Source organism: Bacillus sp. 01N45, assembly GCF_056399205.1.
This window is the reverse complement of the sequence record NZ_JBFTQW010000003.1, coordinates 1-15,430: the sequence shown is the minus strand read 5'-3', so window position 1 is coordinate 15,430 and position 15,430 is coordinate 1. Positions and strand designations below refer to the sequence as shown.

Annotated in this window: 18 protein-coding genes and 1 pseudogene; all 19 read left to right on the top strand. The window is 34.4% G+C overall.

All coding sequences use genetic code 11. The features are described 5' to 3' along the window. Complete coding sequence (locus AC1DMU_RS07810; RefSeq protein WP_088062767.1) at window positions 1-864, top strand: flagellar hook-associated protein 3; 864 nt, start codon at window positions 1-3, stop codon at window positions 862-864. Between the two features lie 19 nt (window positions 865-883). Continuing rightward, window positions 884-2,260: a flagellar hook-associated protein 2 gene (locus AC1DMU_RS07805; RefSeq protein WP_088062768.1), complete on the top strand. Its 1,377-nt coding sequence runs from the start codon at window positions 884-886 to the stop codon at window positions 2,258-2,260. Between the two features lie 22 nt (window positions 2,261-2,282). Next, window positions 2,283-2,651 (top strand): flagellar export chaperone FliS, encoded by a 369-nt coding sequence (locus tag AC1DMU_RS07800; protein WP_088062769.1) that lies wholly within the window; start codon window positions 2,283-2,285, stop codon window positions 2,649-2,651. Beyond that, window positions 2,641-2,913: a hypothetical protein gene (locus tag AC1DMU_RS07795; protein ID WP_001058076.1), complete on the top strand. Its 273-nt coding sequence runs from the start codon at window positions 2,641-2,643 to the stop codon at window positions 2,911-2,913. Before AC1DMU_RS07800 ends, AC1DMU_RS07795 begins: the two co-directional genes overlap by 11 nt. 369 nt (window positions 2,914-3,282) lie before the next feature. Then, complete coding sequence (gene flgB, locus AC1DMU_RS07790) at window positions 3,283-3,690, top strand: flagellar basal body rod protein FlgB (RefSeq protein WP_001113102.1); 408 nt, start codon at window positions 3,283-3,285, stop codon at window positions 3,688-3,690. A 21-nt stretch (window positions 3,691-3,711) separates the two neighbouring features. Continuing rightward, window positions 3,712-4,125 (top strand): flagellar basal body rod protein FlgC, encoded by a 414-nt coding sequence (flgC, locus tag AC1DMU_RS07785; protein ID WP_000484673.1) that lies wholly within the window; start codon window positions 3,712-3,714, stop codon window positions 4,123-4,125. Between the two features lie 16 nt (window positions 4,126-4,141). After that, entirely contained in the window at window positions 4,142-4,441 is a 300-nt protein-coding gene (gene fliE / locus AC1DMU_RS07780; protein WP_000701682.1) for a flagellar hook-basal body complex protein FliE, read from the top strand. A 22-nt stretch (window positions 4,442-4,463) separates the two neighbouring features. Then, window positions 4,464-6,038, top strand: coding sequence for a flagellar M-ring protein FliF C-terminal domain-containing protein (locus AC1DMU_RS07775; protein ID WP_088062770.1), 1,575 nt, complete (start codon window positions 4,464-4,466; stop codon window positions 6,036-6,038). A 13-nt stretch (window positions 6,039-6,051) separates the two neighbouring features. Further along, window positions 6,052-7,056, top strand: a complete 1,005-nt coding sequence (locus AC1DMU_RS07770) for a flagellar motor switch protein FliG (protein ID WP_000883360.1) — start codon at window positions 6,052-6,054, stop codon at window positions 7,054-7,056. Next, on the top strand, window positions 7,043-7,732 hold the full coding sequence (locus AC1DMU_RS07765) for a FliH/SctL family protein (protein WP_088062771.1): 690 nt from the start codon (window positions 7,043-7,045) through the stop codon (window positions 7,730-7,732). The genes AC1DMU_RS07770 and AC1DMU_RS07765 overlap by 14 nt, the downstream gene beginning before the upstream one ends. After that, a complete protein-coding gene (fliI, locus tag AC1DMU_RS07760; protein WP_088062772.1) occupies window positions 7,729-9,033 on the top strand; it encodes a flagellar protein export ATPase FliI in 1,305 nt (434 codons plus the stop codon). Before AC1DMU_RS07765 ends, fliI begins: the two co-directional genes overlap by 4 nt. Window positions 9,034-9,149: 116 nt before the next feature. Beyond that, a complete protein-coding gene (locus AC1DMU_RS07755; protein ID WP_000360879.1) occupies window positions 9,150-9,560 on the top strand; it encodes a hypothetical protein in 411 nt (136 codons plus the stop codon). 10 nt (window positions 9,561-9,570) lie between these two features. Beyond that, window positions 9,571-10,686, top strand: coding sequence for a flagellar hook-length control protein FliK (locus AC1DMU_RS07750; RefSeq protein ID WP_142291705.1), 1,116 nt, complete (start codon window positions 9,571-9,573; stop codon window positions 10,684-10,686). A gap of 3 nt (window positions 10,687-10,689) precedes the next feature. Then, window positions 10,690-11,262: a flagellar hook assembly protein FlgD gene (locus AC1DMU_RS07745; RefSeq protein ID WP_088062774.1), complete on the top strand. Its 573-nt coding sequence runs from the start codon at window positions 10,690-10,692 to the stop codon at window positions 11,260-11,262. Between the two features lie 21 nt (window positions 11,263-11,283). Then, the gene (gene flgE, locus AC1DMU_RS07740) at window positions 11,284-12,597 is read left to right on the top strand and encodes a flagellar hook protein FlgE (protein ID WP_088062775.1); all 1,314 of its coding nucleotides are present in this window, start codon (window positions 11,284-11,286) and stop codon (window positions 12,595-12,597) included. A gap of 49 nt (window positions 12,598-12,646) precedes the next feature. Beyond that, the gene (locus AC1DMU_RS07735; protein ID WP_088062776.1) at window positions 12,647-12,985 is read left to right on the top strand and encodes a DUF3964 family protein; all 339 of its coding nucleotides are present in this window, start codon (window positions 12,647-12,649) and stop codon (window positions 12,983-12,985) included. A 225-nt stretch (window positions 12,986-13,210) separates the two neighbouring features. Further along, window positions 13,211-13,696 (top strand): hypothetical protein, encoded by a 486-nt coding sequence (locus tag AC1DMU_RS07730; RefSeq protein WP_000068318.1) that lies wholly within the window; start codon window positions 13,211-13,213, stop codon window positions 13,694-13,696. Window positions 13,697-13,816: 120 nt separating this feature from the next. Next, window positions 13,817-14,725 carry a chemotaxis protein gene (locus AC1DMU_RS07725; protein WP_088062777.1) on the top strand — a complete coding sequence of 303 codons (909 nt, stop codon included), beginning with the start codon at window positions 13,817-13,819 and terminating at the stop codon, window positions 14,723-14,725. Window positions 14,726-14,976: 251 nt separating this feature from the next. Then, a pseudogene (locus tag AC1DMU_RS07720) lies at window positions 14,977-15,430 on the top strand (hypothetical protein); the annotation flags it as partial.

The window sequence follows — 15,430 nt, the reverse complement described above, 5'->3', positions numbered from 1 at the left end:
ATGAGAGTATCTACATTTCAAAATGCAAGCTGGGCAAAGAATCAGTTAATGGATTTAAATGTGCAACAACAATACCATCGAAATCAAGTAACTTCAGGGAAGAAAAACCTTCTTATGAGTGAAGATCCACTTGCAGCAAGTAAATCATTTGCGATTCAACATTCATTGGCGAATATTGAACAAATGCAAAAAGATTTAGCGGATTCGAAAAATGTGTTAACACAAACTGAAAATACTTTACAAGGTGTTTTGAAATCTTTAACAAGAGCAGATCAATTAACAGTACAAGCATTAAATGGAACAAATAGTGAAAAAGAATTGAAGGCTATTGGTGTAGAAATTGATCAAATTTTAAAACAAGTTGTATATTTAGCGAATACGAAAGAGCAAGGCCGTTATATTTTCGGTGGTGATAGTGCAGAGAAGCCGCCGTTTACAGAAGATGGTACATACCAAGGTGGAAAAAATGATGTGAACTGGCAACTAAATGACGGTTATGAATTCAAAGCGTTTCGTAACGGAGAAGCATTATTATCCCCAGTTATAAAAACGTTAAAACAGATGAGTGAAGCGATGCAAAACGGTGACCCAAAAGCGTTAAAACCGTTATTAGAAGGAAATAAGCAAAACTTAGATGGCATCATTAATCGTACAACTGAAGTTGGTTCGACAATGAACACAATGGAGACGTTTAAAACAATTTTAAGCGAGCAAAATGTAGCACTTCAAGAAAACCGTAAAGAAATTGAGGATGTTGATTTAGCGGTCGCAATTTCTGATTTAGCTTATATAAACGCAACGTACGAAGCAACATTAAAAGCTGTTAGTACGATGAGTAAAACGAGTATTTTAGACTACATGTAAATGATAAGGAGTGAAAAATATGGCAGGAACAATATCTGATTATGGTGGCAGACAACAAATATGGAATTTAGGAAATAACATGATAGATACAAAGAAGTTAGTAGATTTAGAGTTACAAGCATTGGAAATGAAAAAAACACCCTATACTACACAAAAACAAACATTAACAAACGAAAAAAATGTGTATGCAAGCATGAAAAAAGAATTTGCAAATCTTGTACAAGTGTTCAAAGATTTATACGCATTTAAAGGTGATGAAAAGAAAACAACTCTATCCAAAGATGGTTTTATGAAAGCACAAGCTGACGCTGCTGCAATTCCTGGAACATACACAATTACAGTAGAACGAGTAGCTGAAAGACATCAAGTAACTACAGCTCCACTTACTCCTTCAAAAACTCCTGAAGGTATGGAGCAACAATTTAGTTTAGATTTAAAACTCGGAGTAGATGATGTATTTCAGATAAATGGAAAAGAAGTTAAAATCTCAAAAGATATGACGTATAAAGATCTTGTCAATAAGATAAATAATGGAAATTATGGTGCATCAGTATATACTTTAGGGGATCAACTATTTTTCACATCGACTACTGCAGGAGAAGCTGGAGAGCTGAAATTAACTGATGGCGCCAATGGTTTTTTACAAAATATAGGGCTAGTTACTTCTGCGAAAAATACGGATGGAACGAATGTTGTTGCACATCAAGTGACAGGAGCAATAAATGCTGAGTATACAATAAATGGAATAAAAGGAACTAGTAAAACAAATAAGATTGATACAATTCCAGGATTAACTATTAATTTAGAAAAGGAAACTACAGAGCCAATAAAATTAACTATTGAAGATTCTGATATAAAAAATTCGATAGACTTAATAAAAAAAATGAAAGACGAGTATAATAAGGCTGTTAAAAGTTTGGATTTATTTGCTGGGGAAAATGGAGTAATGCAAGGGAATAATGTGTCATTTGCTATCAATAATGCAATGACAAGTATTTTTAAATTTTCTCAAGATGATAAGTATTTATTTTCTTTTGGAATTCAAATTGATAAAAAAGGTAATATGACTCTTGATGAGGAAAAATTGAAAACAGCTTTTAAAGAGAGTCCAGAATCTACGAAACAATTTTTCTTTGGCTTGAATGGCTTAGGTCATGATACAGAGAAAAAATTAGACGGGATATTTGGCGATGAAGGGATTATTGGGAAACGTTCTAAAAGTATTGAAAAGCAAGTAACTGATTTAGAGAGAAAAATTCAAGATATTGATACGGTTAATAAGGAAAAACAAAAAACAATTATTGATAAATATGCAAAATTAGAAAGTCAGTTAGCATTGCTTGATAGTCAGTTGAAGACAATTCAAGCAATGACAAAAACAAAAAGTGATGACTAATGAAAGCTGAGGAAGTGATTGTATGCAAGCATGGCAACGTTATATGCAAAATGATATTATGACGAGTAATCCGATTAAAAATACAATATTTATTTATGAAAGATGTATTATCGAGTTTCGTAAATTGGAAGAACTTTTAAATACATTCAAAATTCAAGATGGTGATGAACTTCTTGAAAAGTTAGAACGTATTTTTGAAGAATTAAAACTTCAATTAAACCCTGAGATTACGAAAGATTTATACGATAGTTTATATGGCTTATACGATTGGATTAGCATTCAAATTCAAACGATGAAAGTAACACGTGAAGCAAAAGATGTGGATGCGATTGTGAAAGTGTTACAAGATTTAATAGACGGTTACCGCGGAGCACTTGAAAATGAACAATGATATTTATCGGACGTTTGTCGGCTGTTTTAATGAAATTGGTGAATTACAAGTTTCAGATGAAGAGTTTGCTGAGAAGAGTGAGATGTTAAATCGTTGGATGATGACACTAGATGAAGAAACGCGTGCGCAAGTTGCAGCAGAAGTAAGCCCATTTATTATTAAAGCGGCACAGCATATTCGAGATAAGCAAAAGATTTTGGAAGAAATGATTATGACAAATGATGGGCGCATGAAAGCTAATTCATTTTACGGTAAATTTTAGTGATAGAGTTTAGAAACGGATTCCCCTTTTAAGAGGGGATCCATTCCTTTGTTTAAATAAAGACTTCCGCTGGTTGAGGTTTCATTTTATGACTGTAATGAAAAAATAGTAGTAATCTAAAAAATGTGAAAATGAACTTTAGTTTGTAGATCATATATTGAAATGTTTCATAGATTATTGCGTGTATACAGTTTTTTTGTATTCTTTTTTATATTTTTGTATTTTTCTAAAGACAACAATGGAAAAATGGAATAAAATATGTAAGGGTACATGATTGTAAATATTTTAATAAACACATATAAGAAAATAAATAATGAAGTGAAACTTCCATCAGTGGATCATTAAGTTAGAAAAGAAAGGGTGTGGAATATGCCAGATTTAGTGAGTGATGTAGGCCATTATATGAATTATTTAGTGACGAAACGAAATACTGTTTCTAGTAATATTGCAAATGCGAATACACCCGGCTATAAAGCACAAGATGTAACATTTGCTGAGCAAATGAATAAAAGTAGTGCATTATATAAGAACAATGCTGCGGACTTAAAGAGTAATCCGAATTTATATCAAACGAATGAAATGCACTTACCGACAGTGAATACGAAAAATACATATGCAAAGATGCAAACAAAATCAATGCAAACGAATAAAGATGGAAATAGTGTGGATGTAACGACAGAAATGCTAGATTTAATGAAAGCAAATCAGTTATACGGTATTTCAATTAACGCGATTAATACACAATATGCAATTAACCAAGCGGCACGCGGACGTTAAAAGTAGAAGGAGAGACAAACGATGTTTCAGGCAATTAATGCAAGTGGCTCAGGGCTAACGACAGCGAGAAAGTGGATGGAAGTTACTTCTAACAATATTGTAAATGCAAATACAACGGCTGCTCCGGGGGCGGATTTATATGAGCGTCGTAGTGTAGTGCTAGAATCAAACAATAGTTTTGCAAATATGTTAGATGGGTCTCCTACAAATGGAGTAAAAATAAAAAGTATTGAAGCAGATAAAACTGAAAACTTAGTGTATGATCCAACACATCCGCATGCAAATGAAGAAGGATATGTACGCTATCCAAATATTGATGTGACTGCTGAAATGACGAATGTAATGGTTGCCCAAAAAATGTACGAAGCGAATACAAGTGTATTAAATGCGAATAAAAAAATGCTTGATAAAGATTTAGAAATTGGCAGAGGATAAGGGGGAATATAGTAATATGAAAATCCAACCAATGTTAAATACGCAACCATTTGGAGCAATTCAGTCAATTGGTGCACCGAAAACGTCTCAAACATCTGTAGTTGAGGGGAAAAAGTTTATTGATTTATTGGAAGATATGAATCAAACGCAAAACAATGCGCAAACAGCAGTATACGATTTACTAACTAAAGGGGTAGGGGAAACGCATGACGTTTTAATTCAGCAGAAGAAGGCAGAGTCCCAAATGAAAACGGCTGCTCTCGTACGTGATAATCTTATCGAAAATTATAAGTCACTAATTAATATGCAAATTTAGGAAAGTGGACGGGTGTGTTTAAATGGAAAAGATAAAAAATGTTATCCAATCATTAAAAACGTGGCATAAGTTAGTAATCGGTGCTGCGCTTTTAGCGATTGTAACAGGAGCACTTTTATACTTCACCTTGCCAGATAAATATGTTGTTGTATATCAAAATTTAAATGATACAGATAAACAAGAGATTACAGCAGAATTATCGAAGTTAGGTGTCGATTATCAATTAGCGGCCGATGGTTCGATTCGTGTGCAAAAAAATGATGCTCCATGGGTTCGAAAAGAAATGAATGGAATGGGCTTACCGTTTAATTCTAAAAGTGGTGAGGAAATTTTATTAGAAAGCTCGCTCGGTTCAAGTGAGCAAGATAAAAAAATGAAGCAAATTGTTGGTACGAAAAAGCAATTGGAGCAAGATATCGTAAGAAACTTTGCGACAGTTGAAACGGCGAATGTTCAAATTACATTACCTGAAAAAGAGACAATTTTTGATGAAGAAAAAGCAAAAGGAACAGCAGCAATTACTGTAGGTGTGAAACGTGGCCAATTATTAACTGCAGATCAGGTTGCAGGTATACAGCAAATGATTAGTGCAGCAGTTCCAGGTGTAAAAGCAGAAGAAGTAAGTGTGATTGATAGCAAAAAAGGTATTATCTCAAAAGGAGCAGATGAAGCACATTCTACTAGTTCCTCTTCTTATGAAAAAGAAGTAGAGATGCAGCAACAAATTGAAGGTAAATTAAAGCAAGATATTGATGCAACATTAATGACGATGTTTAAACCGAATGAATATAAAGTGAATACGAAAGTGTCTGTAAACTATGATGAAGTTACACGCCAGTCAGAAAAATATGGTGATAAAGGTGTACTTCGTAGTAAACAAGAGCAAGAAGAAAGCTCTACTGCACAAGAAGGAGCAGAGACGAAACAAGGCGCTGGTATTACAGCGAACGGTGAAGTGCCAAATTACGGTACGAACAATAATCAAAATGGTAAAATCGTCTATGATAATAAAAATGGTAACAAAATTGAAAACTATGAAATAGATAAAACAGTTGAAACAATTAAGAAACACCCAGAATTAACGAAAACAAATGTTGTAGTATGGGTAGACAACGATACGTTAGTAAAACGAAAAATAGATATGACTACTTTCAAAGAAGCAATCGGCACAGCTGCTGGGCTTCAAGCTGATCCGAATGGAAACTTTACAAACGGTCAAGTTAACGTTGTAACTGTTCAGTTCGATCAGCCGAAAGAAGAGAAGAAGAAAGAGCCAGAAGAAAGTGGTATAAACTGGTGGTTATTCGGTGGAATTCCAGCTGGTTTATTAGCGATTGGTGGTCTAGTATGGTTCCTATTAGCAAGACGTAAGAGAAAGAAAGAAGAAGAGGAATATGAAGAATACTTAGCAGAAGAGGAAATTGCTGCAAGTAGTGAAAGTATTATGGAAATTCCTGAAGAAAAAATAGTACCAGAACCAAAACCTGAACCAGAAGGGCCGAAAGAACCGACGTTAGATGAACAAGTGCAGGATGCTACGAAAGAACATGTAGAAGGTACTGCAAAAGTAATTAAAAAATGGTTAAATGGACAGTAAGGGAGGAACAACGATGTTAGATGAAATCTCCTCCAAAGAAAAAGCTGCCATCCTTATTCGTACATTAGAAGAAGGGGTGGCAGCAAAAGTCATTGAATATATGACGGCTGAGGAAAAAGAAGTATTACTTCGTGAAATCGCGAAGTTTCGTGTATATAAACCGGAAACGTTAGAAAATGTACTAGGAGAATTCTTGTATGAATTAAATGTAAAAGAGTTGAACCTAGTGACTCCAGATAAAGAATATATTCGTCGCATATTTAAAAATATGCCAGAAGACGAACTAGAAAAATTATTGGAAGATCTTTGGTATAACAAAGATAATCCGTTTGAATTCTTAAATTCACTTGCGGATTTAGAACCGCTTCTTACTGTACTTAATGATGAATCGCCACAAACGATTGCGATTATCGCTTCTTATATTAAACCGCAGCTTGCTTCTCAATTAATTGAGAGATTACCAGATCATAAGCGAGTAGAAACGGTAATGGGGATTGCGAAGCTAGAGCAAGTTGATGGTGAATTAATAAATCAAATTGGTGATTTATTAAAATCAAAATTAAATAATATGGCATTTAATGCAATTAATAAAACAGATGGCTTGAAAACAATAGTAAACATTTTAAATAATGTTTCACGAGGTGTTGAAAAAACAGTCTTTCAAAAGCTCGATGAAATGGATTATGAGCTATCTGAGAAAATTAAAGAAAACATGTTTGTATTTGAAGACTTACTCGGACTTGAAGATCTTGCACTTCGTCGTGTATTAGAAGAAATTACAGATAACGGTGTCATTGCTAAAGCACTTAAAATTGCAAAAGAAGAAATTAAAGAGAAATTATTTACATGTATGTCTTCAAACCGTAAAGAGATGATTCTAGAAGAATTAGATGGCTTAGGACCGCTTAAGATGACGGATGCTGAAAAGGCACAGCAAACGATTACAGGTACAGTGAAAAAGCTAGAGAAGGAAGGAAGAATTATCGTTCAAAGAGGTGAAGATGATGTCCTTATTTAAAAACAGAATTCCGAAGAATTCTGTTTCTTTTTCTGAAGAAACGTATGAATTACAATTCCCAAAGCCAGCCGCAGTTCATATAGAAGAGGAAGAATTACAAGTTGATCATGCAGAACTTCGCGCGCAACAAGAATCGTTACATATGGAAATGAATCAACTAAGGCAAGAACAGCAAATGCTAGAACGAGAGCATCAACAGCTATTGCAAGATAAAGAACAATTTCAAATGCATATTCATGAACAAATGGAACAGATGGAAGCAGCACGTATGCAGTTTCAAAAAGAACAACAAGAAACAGCATATGAATGGACAGAGTTATTATGGAATCAATCTTTTCAACTAGCAGAAAAAATCGTGAATCAAGCGGTAGATTCACGATTGCTTGATGTGTTACCCATTTTAACTGGTATCGTTCAAACGTTGCCTACTTCGTTTGAAAAATTAATCATTACCGTACACCCAGAAACATTTGAACGTATTCAAGAAGAGAAGGAAAATACGAAAGAGTATTGGTTACTACAATTAGTAGAATGGAAATATGATTTCTCCTTACAGTTCGGTGAATTTGTTCTAGAAGAAGAGAAAGAGTTCTTTGAATTTAAATTTGCACCTATATTTGCGAAACTTCGCCAGAAATGGGAAGAAGAGAAGTTATTTGAGGAGCAAAATGTATGAATCGACTGTTAATGAATGAAAACCAAAAATGGAATACATTTATTGAAACGCCGTTTTATACGAAAGTCGGTAAAGTTCATAGTGTACAAGAACAGTTTTTTGTAGCGAAAGGGCCAAAGGCAAAAATCGGAGATGTTTGTTTCGTTGGAGAACATAGCGTCTTATGTGAAGTAATTGCAATTGAAAAAGAAAACAATATGTTACTCCCGTTTGAACAGACAGAAAAAGTATGTTACGGAGATGCCGTTACATTAATTGCAGAAGATGTTGTTATACCTCGTGGTGATCATTTACTTGGAAAGGTGTTAAGTGCGAATGGTGAAGTGTTAAATGAGAACGCTGAAAATATTCCACTACAGAAAATAAAATTAGATGCCCCCCCTATCCATGCATTTGAGCGTGAAGAGATTACTGATGTATTTGAAACGGGAATAAAGTCCATTGATTCTATGCTAACAATTGGTATCGGTCAAAAGATTGGTATTTTCGCTGGGTCTGGTGTTGGTAAATCTACTTTACTCGGAATGATTGCGAAAAACGCAAAAGCTGACATTAATGTTATTAGTTTAGTAGGAGAACGTGGCCGAGAAGTAAAAGACTTTATTCGAAAAGAATTAGGTGAAGAAGGAATGCGAAAAAGCGTCGTTGTTGTAGCGACGTCAGATGAAAGTCACCTAATGCAACTTCGTGCAGCGAAACTTGCAACGTCTATTGCTGAATATTTCCGTGATCAAGGTAATAACGTACTACTTATGATGGACTCTGTTACTCGTTTTGCTGACGCGCGTAGAAGTGTTGATATTGCCGTTAAAGAGTTGCCGATCGGTGGTAAAACACTCTTAATGGAAAGCTATATGAAGAAGCTGTTAGAGCGCTCTGGGAAAACACAAAAGGGATCCATAACAGGTATTTATACCGTACTCGTTGATGGAGACGATTTAAACGGCCCTGTACCAGATTTAGCGCGTGGTATTTTAGATGGACATATTGTATTAAAACGTGAGCTTGCAACACTTAGTCATTACCCTGCTATTTCAGTGCTAGACTCAGTGAGTAGGATTATGGAAGAAATCGTTTCGCCAACTCATTGGCAACTTGCAAATGAAATGAGAAAAATCTTATCTGTTTATAAAGAAAATGAATTGTATTTTAAATTAGGAACGATTCAAGAAAATGCAGAAAATGCTTATATTTTTGAATGTAAAAACAAAGTAGAAGGTATAAATACGTTTTTAAAACAAGGTCGATCTGATAGTTTCCAATTTGATGATATTGTTGAAGCGATGCACCATACAGTATAAGACCTCTGCCCAAGAGGTCTTATTTTTTTGTTTTTTAATATTTCACAGATTTTTTTGGGAAAAAACTATATAATAGAAAAAGAGAGCGTTATAATAGGAAGGGGCTATGAAAACAGGTGGATAAGCAGCAGTACGACACGATAAAATTGCAAATAAATCAAGAAAAAGAACAGATTTTGAAAGAAGTGTATGAATTAACAGGTGAAAAAAGAAAAATAGAACAAAAAAAAGAATATGATTTATATGTAGTAAAATCGCGTAGTAAAGTCGTACAAACTGGGCAGCGTATAATGGCCGGTATGCTTTCGTCACATACGTTTTCACCTGAAAGAATAGAAGAATGGAATCGGAAAATTAAAAAAACGGAAGATTTTATTCAAAAAAATGAAAGCCTTTTAGAACAGGTAAAAGAAAAAGAACGTGTCATTGATGAGATGTATCAAGAAGATTGTAGAAAGCTTGCAAAAGTACGAGAAAAGCAGGAAGAAAAAATGCTTCTTGATTTGAAAATGTGTATGAATGGATGAGGTGAATATAGTGATACAGTCTGTATTACCGGTGCAACAAAGTTTACCTCCGCAAAAAGAAAAAGGGCTAGAAGTACAATCAAAAAGTGAAGATTCTTCATTCGATCGTACGATGAGAATGGAAAATAAAAAGCAGCCGAAAACGGAGAAAATGAAACAAGAAGAAGCACCAAAAGAAGAAAAAAAAGAATATATTCTTTCTAAACAATCAGTAACGAAAGAAGAGCCAATTGTAAAGAAAGAAGAAAAAAAAGAGACAGAACAGTTACTATTAGCTGTATCTGAGCAAATGGTTGCAATTGAGCAATTACGTGTGCAACCGGAATTGTTATATCAATACATACAAAAAATACAAGAGCTATATAAAGAATATGGGAATATAAAACTTAACGAATTACCCGCCAATGAATTACAACAGTTGCAAGAGCTTCTTTCAAATATGAATATCAAAAATGCTATATGTTTAGAAGATACAATGCAAATGGCGTTAGATAAAGTGAAGATGCCAGAGCAAACGATGCAAGTATTGAAAGTTGTAGAAACAGAAACTTGTAATATCGCAAAAAAACAAGAAGATTCCAAAGACTTAGATGTAGATCTTCCAAAAGCTGAGGGCGATGATGTAAAGATAGAGTTGCCGGAAGGTGATGTGTTAAACGATTCGAGTTCAACGGGTGCGGAGTTGCTAAATAAAGCAACGGGTACGGATCAAATAGGAAAATCAAATAGTGGCGCTGAGAAAGTTTCATTGCCTGATTTAGGAAAGAAAATGGAAGCGCAAGTAGAAGCATTGCAAAAATTTGTAGTGAAACAAGAGCGTGTTTTATTTCAGTTAAATCCAGAAAAACTTGGTACATTAACAGTGTTTATGAAAAAAAATGGAGATCAAATTGATGTTCACGTAGAAATGGAAAAACATGATGCGAAAAAACGTGTTGAAATCATTTTTGATGAATTGAGATTGAAGTTAAAAGAAAAAGAAATCAATATTCAAATTAGCTATTCAGATAAAGATGAAAATCGAAAAGAACAGCGAGAACAAGAGCAAAGACAAAAACAAAAATTAGCAAGTACGAAACATGAAAAACAACATTCAAAAGAATTTGCGGGATTATTGGAGGAATAAAGTGTGCCAACAGTTGGATTAAATAAAACGAGTACAAATCATATTCCGTTACAAGCAGGAGCACAAACAAAAAACGCATCTGTTACTGGTGCACAGTCGACAGCTCAACAAGCAAACGGAGTATCAGCAAGTACTCAAAAAACACCCGGTATTATGGATAAAGATGATTTCCTGAAACTTTTTTTAGCAAGCTTTCAACATCAAGACCCGTTTAATGCGATGGATATGAACCAAATGATGAACCAAACAGCACAGCTATCGCTTATGGAGCAAGTACAGAATATGACGAAAGCAGTAGATAAACTGCAATCAACGATGTATTCGACAGCTCTTGATGGGGGGATGAAGTTTTTAGGAAAGTACGTTAGAGGTGTAAGCAATAATGGAAAGCAAGTGACTGGTCAAGTGGAAACAGTTCGACTTGCTGAAAATAACGAGGTGCAACTTATTGTTGATAATCAAGTTGTCTCACTTCGTTTCATAGAGAGGGTTTCTGATAAACCGATAACAGAAACTAATCCGGAAGATGAGAAGAAAGATGATATAGAAAAAAATGAAGAGGTTAAACCAGATTAATAAAAGGAGTGTACAAGGGTTATGATTAAAGCGTTATATACAAGTATTACAGGGATGAATGCAGCACAAAATGCATTAAGTGTGACTTCAAATAATATTGCAAATGCACAAACAGTTGGATATAAAAAGCAAAAGGCTATTTTTGATGATTTGCTATATAATAATACGGTTGGTTCACGTGGTGATGGTGCTTATGCTGGCACGAATCCAAAGAGTATTGGTAACGGTGTAAAGTTCAGTGGGACATCTACAGATTTTAGTGATGGTTCTATTACTTTAACTAGTGATAAGATGGAGACAGCGATAGAAGGAAACGGTTTGTTCTTAGTTGGTGATCGTAATGCTGGAAATGTAGAGTATACGAGAAAAGGGTCTTTCGGTGTATCGAAAGATAGCTATGTTACAAATACAGGTGGACAGTATGTACTAGGTTATGGTGTAAAAACAGGAACACAAGAAGTAGATTTTTCTTCACGACCAAGCCCAATTCATATTCCAATGGGATCAGCTGTTGGTGGGATTCAAACAGATAAAGCGACAATAGGCGGAAACCTTCCTAGAAACCAAAATGCATTATCTCACGAATTTACAGTTTTTGATGCGGAAGGGAACTCGTTAACGTTACGTGTAAATATTAAACAAAAGACTACAAAAGAGACTGTAGATGGTAAAGAAGTTGAAAAGCCAGTGCCAGGCGAATATACATATACAGTTTCTGTAAGGAATGATTCTAAAAACGAAAAAGAATTTAAGCCTGTCGAAGGCATGACGGGTGAAAAAAATCTTAAATTTGATACATTAGGAAATTTAAAGGAGACAGATGAGGTTGTACAAAAAGATCCAGTAACTGGTAAAATCACTAAAGGTGGATCTGTTCAAATTCCTTTTGGTGGTGGTCTAACACTTGATTTAAGCGGATTAACAAATTATCCGACAGGGAAAACGATTTCTACCACAGAAGTAACGGGGCGTCCAGCTGCAATTGCAAATGACTACTCTATTTCTGACGGTGGTTTCGTTATGATGAAATATTCGGATGGTAGTATGAAAGTTGTAGGACAACTAGCTATAGCTACATTCCCAAATTCAGGTGGATTAATGAAAACTGGGAATGGAAATTACGTTGCGACACCATCAGCGGGTATTCCGGGGATAGGTGTTGCTGGTGAGAATGGTGCAGGTAATGTACGAGGATCAGCAAAAGAAAGTTCAAACGTAGATTTATCCGTAGAATTTGTTGATTTAATGCTTTATCAACGTGGATTCCAAGGAAATGCGAAAGTAATTAAAGTTTCAGATGAAGTATTAAATGAAGTTGTAAACTTAATTCGATAATATATCATAAAGTAAAATTGTAATGTAGTAGAAAGGGTTTTTTATTCGTATGACGACAAGACAAGAGCGAATTTTACAATTGCCTTTTTTCGAAAATAAATGTGAACTTGCAGAGCAAGTGTTAAAAATGGAACGAGAAGAGCATATATATTTACCTGATCAATTTGAAATTAAGCAAGTACCTGCATATTCATTTGGTGAAAAGCAATCAATCATTGGCCGTATTCATGAGTTTTATTTCGTAAGTGTTGGTAGCGAGCGAAAATGGAAGTATCAACTGTTTAAGGACGAGATGAAGTGCCGTGAGTTTTTTATTACACTATCAGGGATAACGGATCAGCAGATTGCATTTTGGTTCAATAACATCGAGTTATTGAAAAGCTCTTAAAAAGCTTTTAAAAGCCCTTTTTTAGGTTTTGAGAGAGAGGATCTGGCGGTTAGTGCTTATGTGGGTGCTTGACCGTTGTTTAAGACCAGAGATATGAAGAGTTACTAGGTTAGTTTAAGATTTAAGCGAAGTGTAGTATGAATAATACCTGTGGTCTTAGCGTGTTAGATGGACTAATAAGTTTATTTGTGACGATAGATTTCTATAAAAGGAGAGGTGAGGAGGATGGCGCAAAATAAGTATCGCGTTACATTCATTTCGCCAAGTGAGGTTGAGCAGCGGACTGTAATGGCGGCGAGTAGTTTGCCAGATTTAATTCGTAAAGTAGAGAGTATCATTGCAGATCCGAACGGTTATTTTGTAAATGATAAAAAAAATAATTGCTATTTTAAAGTGATTAAAGAAAATGTTACATTTATTCAATATGAGTTACTATTTTCGGATAAGGAAATTCATATTGAAAAATTAAAACATATAGCACCAGCTATATTGAAACAATTATTTAAAAAAATAAATGATCCAGAATTATATGCGCTTGCGCTACTTGATGTTGATATAGCGACGAAAGAATATGTGTTAGAAGAAATGGATTCGGAGCTAAGAATAAGAGTAGAAACGGAGCTTTCGAAAAAGTGGGAAGCAATGCCGACAGAAATTGTAGGAGCACAAGAAGTGTTATTAGAGGCACTTGCTTCGTTTATACAAGATTAAGCGTCTTTTAAAATAAATCGTTCGACTATCTATATTTTTTATATAGGTAGTTGACTTTTTCGGTTTAATAAAGCTTAATAATTAGATATACGGAATTAATGGAAGGGGAGCGACACCTTTATGTCACAAGCACAAAGTATTTTATTAGAAAGTGGAACAAATGAATTAGAGATTGTTACATATACTGTTGGTGAAAACCTATTTAGTATTAATGTAATGAAAGTACGTGAAATCATTAATCCATTCCCTGTTACAACTGTGCCAGAATCTCATCATGCAGTTGAAGGTGTTGTTCAAGTACGTGGTGAAATTTTACCTGTTATTAACTTAGCGACAGCTCTTAATTTAAAATCGACAAAGCCACTTGATCAAACGAAATTTATTATCTCTGAATTAAATCAAATGAAGGTTATTTTCCGCGTTGATGAAGTGCATCGTATTCAACGTATTTCGTGGGAACAAATTGATGAACCAGCTTCATTATCTATGGGATTAGAAGAAACAACATCTGGTATTGTAAAACTAGATGGACAAATTATTTTGCTATTAGATTATGAAAAAATTGTATGCGAAATTAGCGGTACGGGTTATGACAATAAATCACTTGCAGGGTTAGAACAGAAAAGAGATCGAGCTGAAAAAGTGATTTATATTGCAGAAGATTCAGCAATGCTTCGCCAAATATTAGAAGAAACATTATCATCAGCTGGATATACGAAAATGAACTTCTTCAGCAATGGTGCAGAGGCATTAGCACAAATTGAAAAATTAGCGAAAGAGCAAGGCGAAAAAATGTTTGAACATATTCACTTGCTAATTACTGATATTGAAATGCCGAAAATGGATGGACATCATTTAACGAAAGTGGTTAAGGATAGTGAAGTAATGAATCGTTTACCTGTCATTATTTTCTCTTCATTAATTACGAATGAGTTATTCCATAAAGGTGAGGCTGTTGGTGCGAACGCCCAAGTAAGTAAGCCGGATATTCAAGAGTTAATTGGTCTTGTCGATAAGTTAGTTTTATAAAAAAAGATATGTAATTATTTGGTATTCCTATTAATGTAAGGTAGTCAATTCATATATATGATTGATTACCTTATTTGTTTGGTTTATATATTTTAAATTAAGTATAACTGCTTTTAAATATATATTTTTATGATGAAAAAGTACTTGAAAATAAAAAAATCTACTAGCATATTTTTAAAAAAAGTAAGATAATATAATCTGTTAATATTAAAATATTTAATTATCGTTCTATTAGAACAGGAGGAATTATAATGAAAAAAAATAAAAATTCTAAAATTTTAACGGGTATTTGTGTGAGTTCAGCTTTGATGTTTTCTGCTACAGCCCCATCTATCACAGCTTTAGCGGCAGGTAATCCATCGATAGCTCCAGCGACTTCAGCTATTAAGGTTGAAAATAAAAAAACGGGTGATACAGATACGATTTCAGTTGGTAATTTAGAAGCTGGAGATATTGTGAAAATATACAATGCGATTAAAGAAGAGAAGGCATTGGCTACAACAACAGTTGGAGAGAATGGTAAAGAAGGAACAATTGAGAAAAAAGATTTATTAACAGCAACAGGTGGAACAGTGTACGTAACAGTGACAAAAGCGAATAAAGAAGAAAGTGCACGTGTGGCAGTAAAGTATGCATCTGAAACAGTAACAAAAGCGCCAGTGGCCGGAGCAATCACAGTAGTGAATAATAAAGCGGGCGTGAAAG

Excerpts from the sequence above, each read along its gene's own strand:
- fliE (WP_000701682.1), top strand. The coding sequence starts at position 4,142 with ATGAAAATCCAACCAATGTTAAATACGCAACCATTTGGAGCAATTCAG.
- AC1DMU_RS07730 (WP_000068318.1), top strand. The coding sequence starts at position 13,211 with ATGGCGCAAAATAAGTATCGCGTTACATTCATTTCGCCAAGTGAGGTT.
- AC1DMU_RS07810 (WP_088062767.1), top strand. The coding sequence starts at position 1 with ATGAGAGTATCTACATTTCAAAATGCAAGCTGGGCAAAGAATCAGTTA.
- fliI (WP_088062772.1), top strand. The coding sequence starts at position 7,729 with ATGAATCGACTGTTAATGAATGAAAACCAAAAATGGAATACATTTATT.
- AC1DMU_RS07775 (WP_088062770.1), top strand. The coding sequence starts at position 4,464 with ATGGAAAAGATAAAAAATGTTATCCAATCATTAAAAACGTGGCATAAG.
- AC1DMU_RS07805 (WP_088062768.1), top strand. The coding sequence starts at position 884 with ATGGCAGGAACAATATCTGATTATGGTGGCAGACAACAAATATGGAAT.
- flgB (WP_001113102.1), top strand. The coding sequence starts at position 3,283 with ATGCCAGATTTAGTGAGTGATGTAGGCCATTATATGAATTATTTAGTG.
- AC1DMU_RS07770 (WP_000883360.1), top strand. The coding sequence starts at position 6,052 with ATGTTAGATGAAATCTCCTCCAAAGAAAAAGCTGCCATCCTTATTCGT.
- AC1DMU_RS07735 (WP_088062776.1), top strand. The coding sequence starts at position 12,647 with ATGACGACAAGACAAGAGCGAATTTTACAATTGCCTTTTTTCGAAAAT.
- AC1DMU_RS07725 (WP_088062777.1), top strand. The coding sequence starts at position 13,817 with ATGTCACAAGCACAAAGTATTTTATTAGAAAGTGGAACAAATGAATTA.
- AC1DMU_RS07795 (WP_001058076.1), top strand. The coding sequence starts at position 2,641 with ATGAACAATGATATTTATCGGACGTTTGTCGGCTGTTTTAATGAAATT.
- AC1DMU_RS07765 (WP_088062771.1), top strand. The coding sequence starts at position 7,043 with ATGTCCTTATTTAAAAACAGAATTCCGAAGAATTCTGTTTCTTTTTCT.
- flgC (WP_000484673.1), top strand. The coding sequence starts at position 3,712 with ATGTTTCAGGCAATTAATGCAAGTGGCTCAGGGCTAACGACAGCGAGA.
- AC1DMU_RS07800 (WP_088062769.1), top strand. The coding sequence starts at position 2,283 with ATGCAAGCATGGCAACGTTATATGCAAAATGATATTATGACGAGTAAT.
- flgE (WP_088062775.1), top strand. The coding sequence starts at position 11,284 with ATGATTAAAGCGTTATATACAAGTATTACAGGGATGAATGCAGCACAA.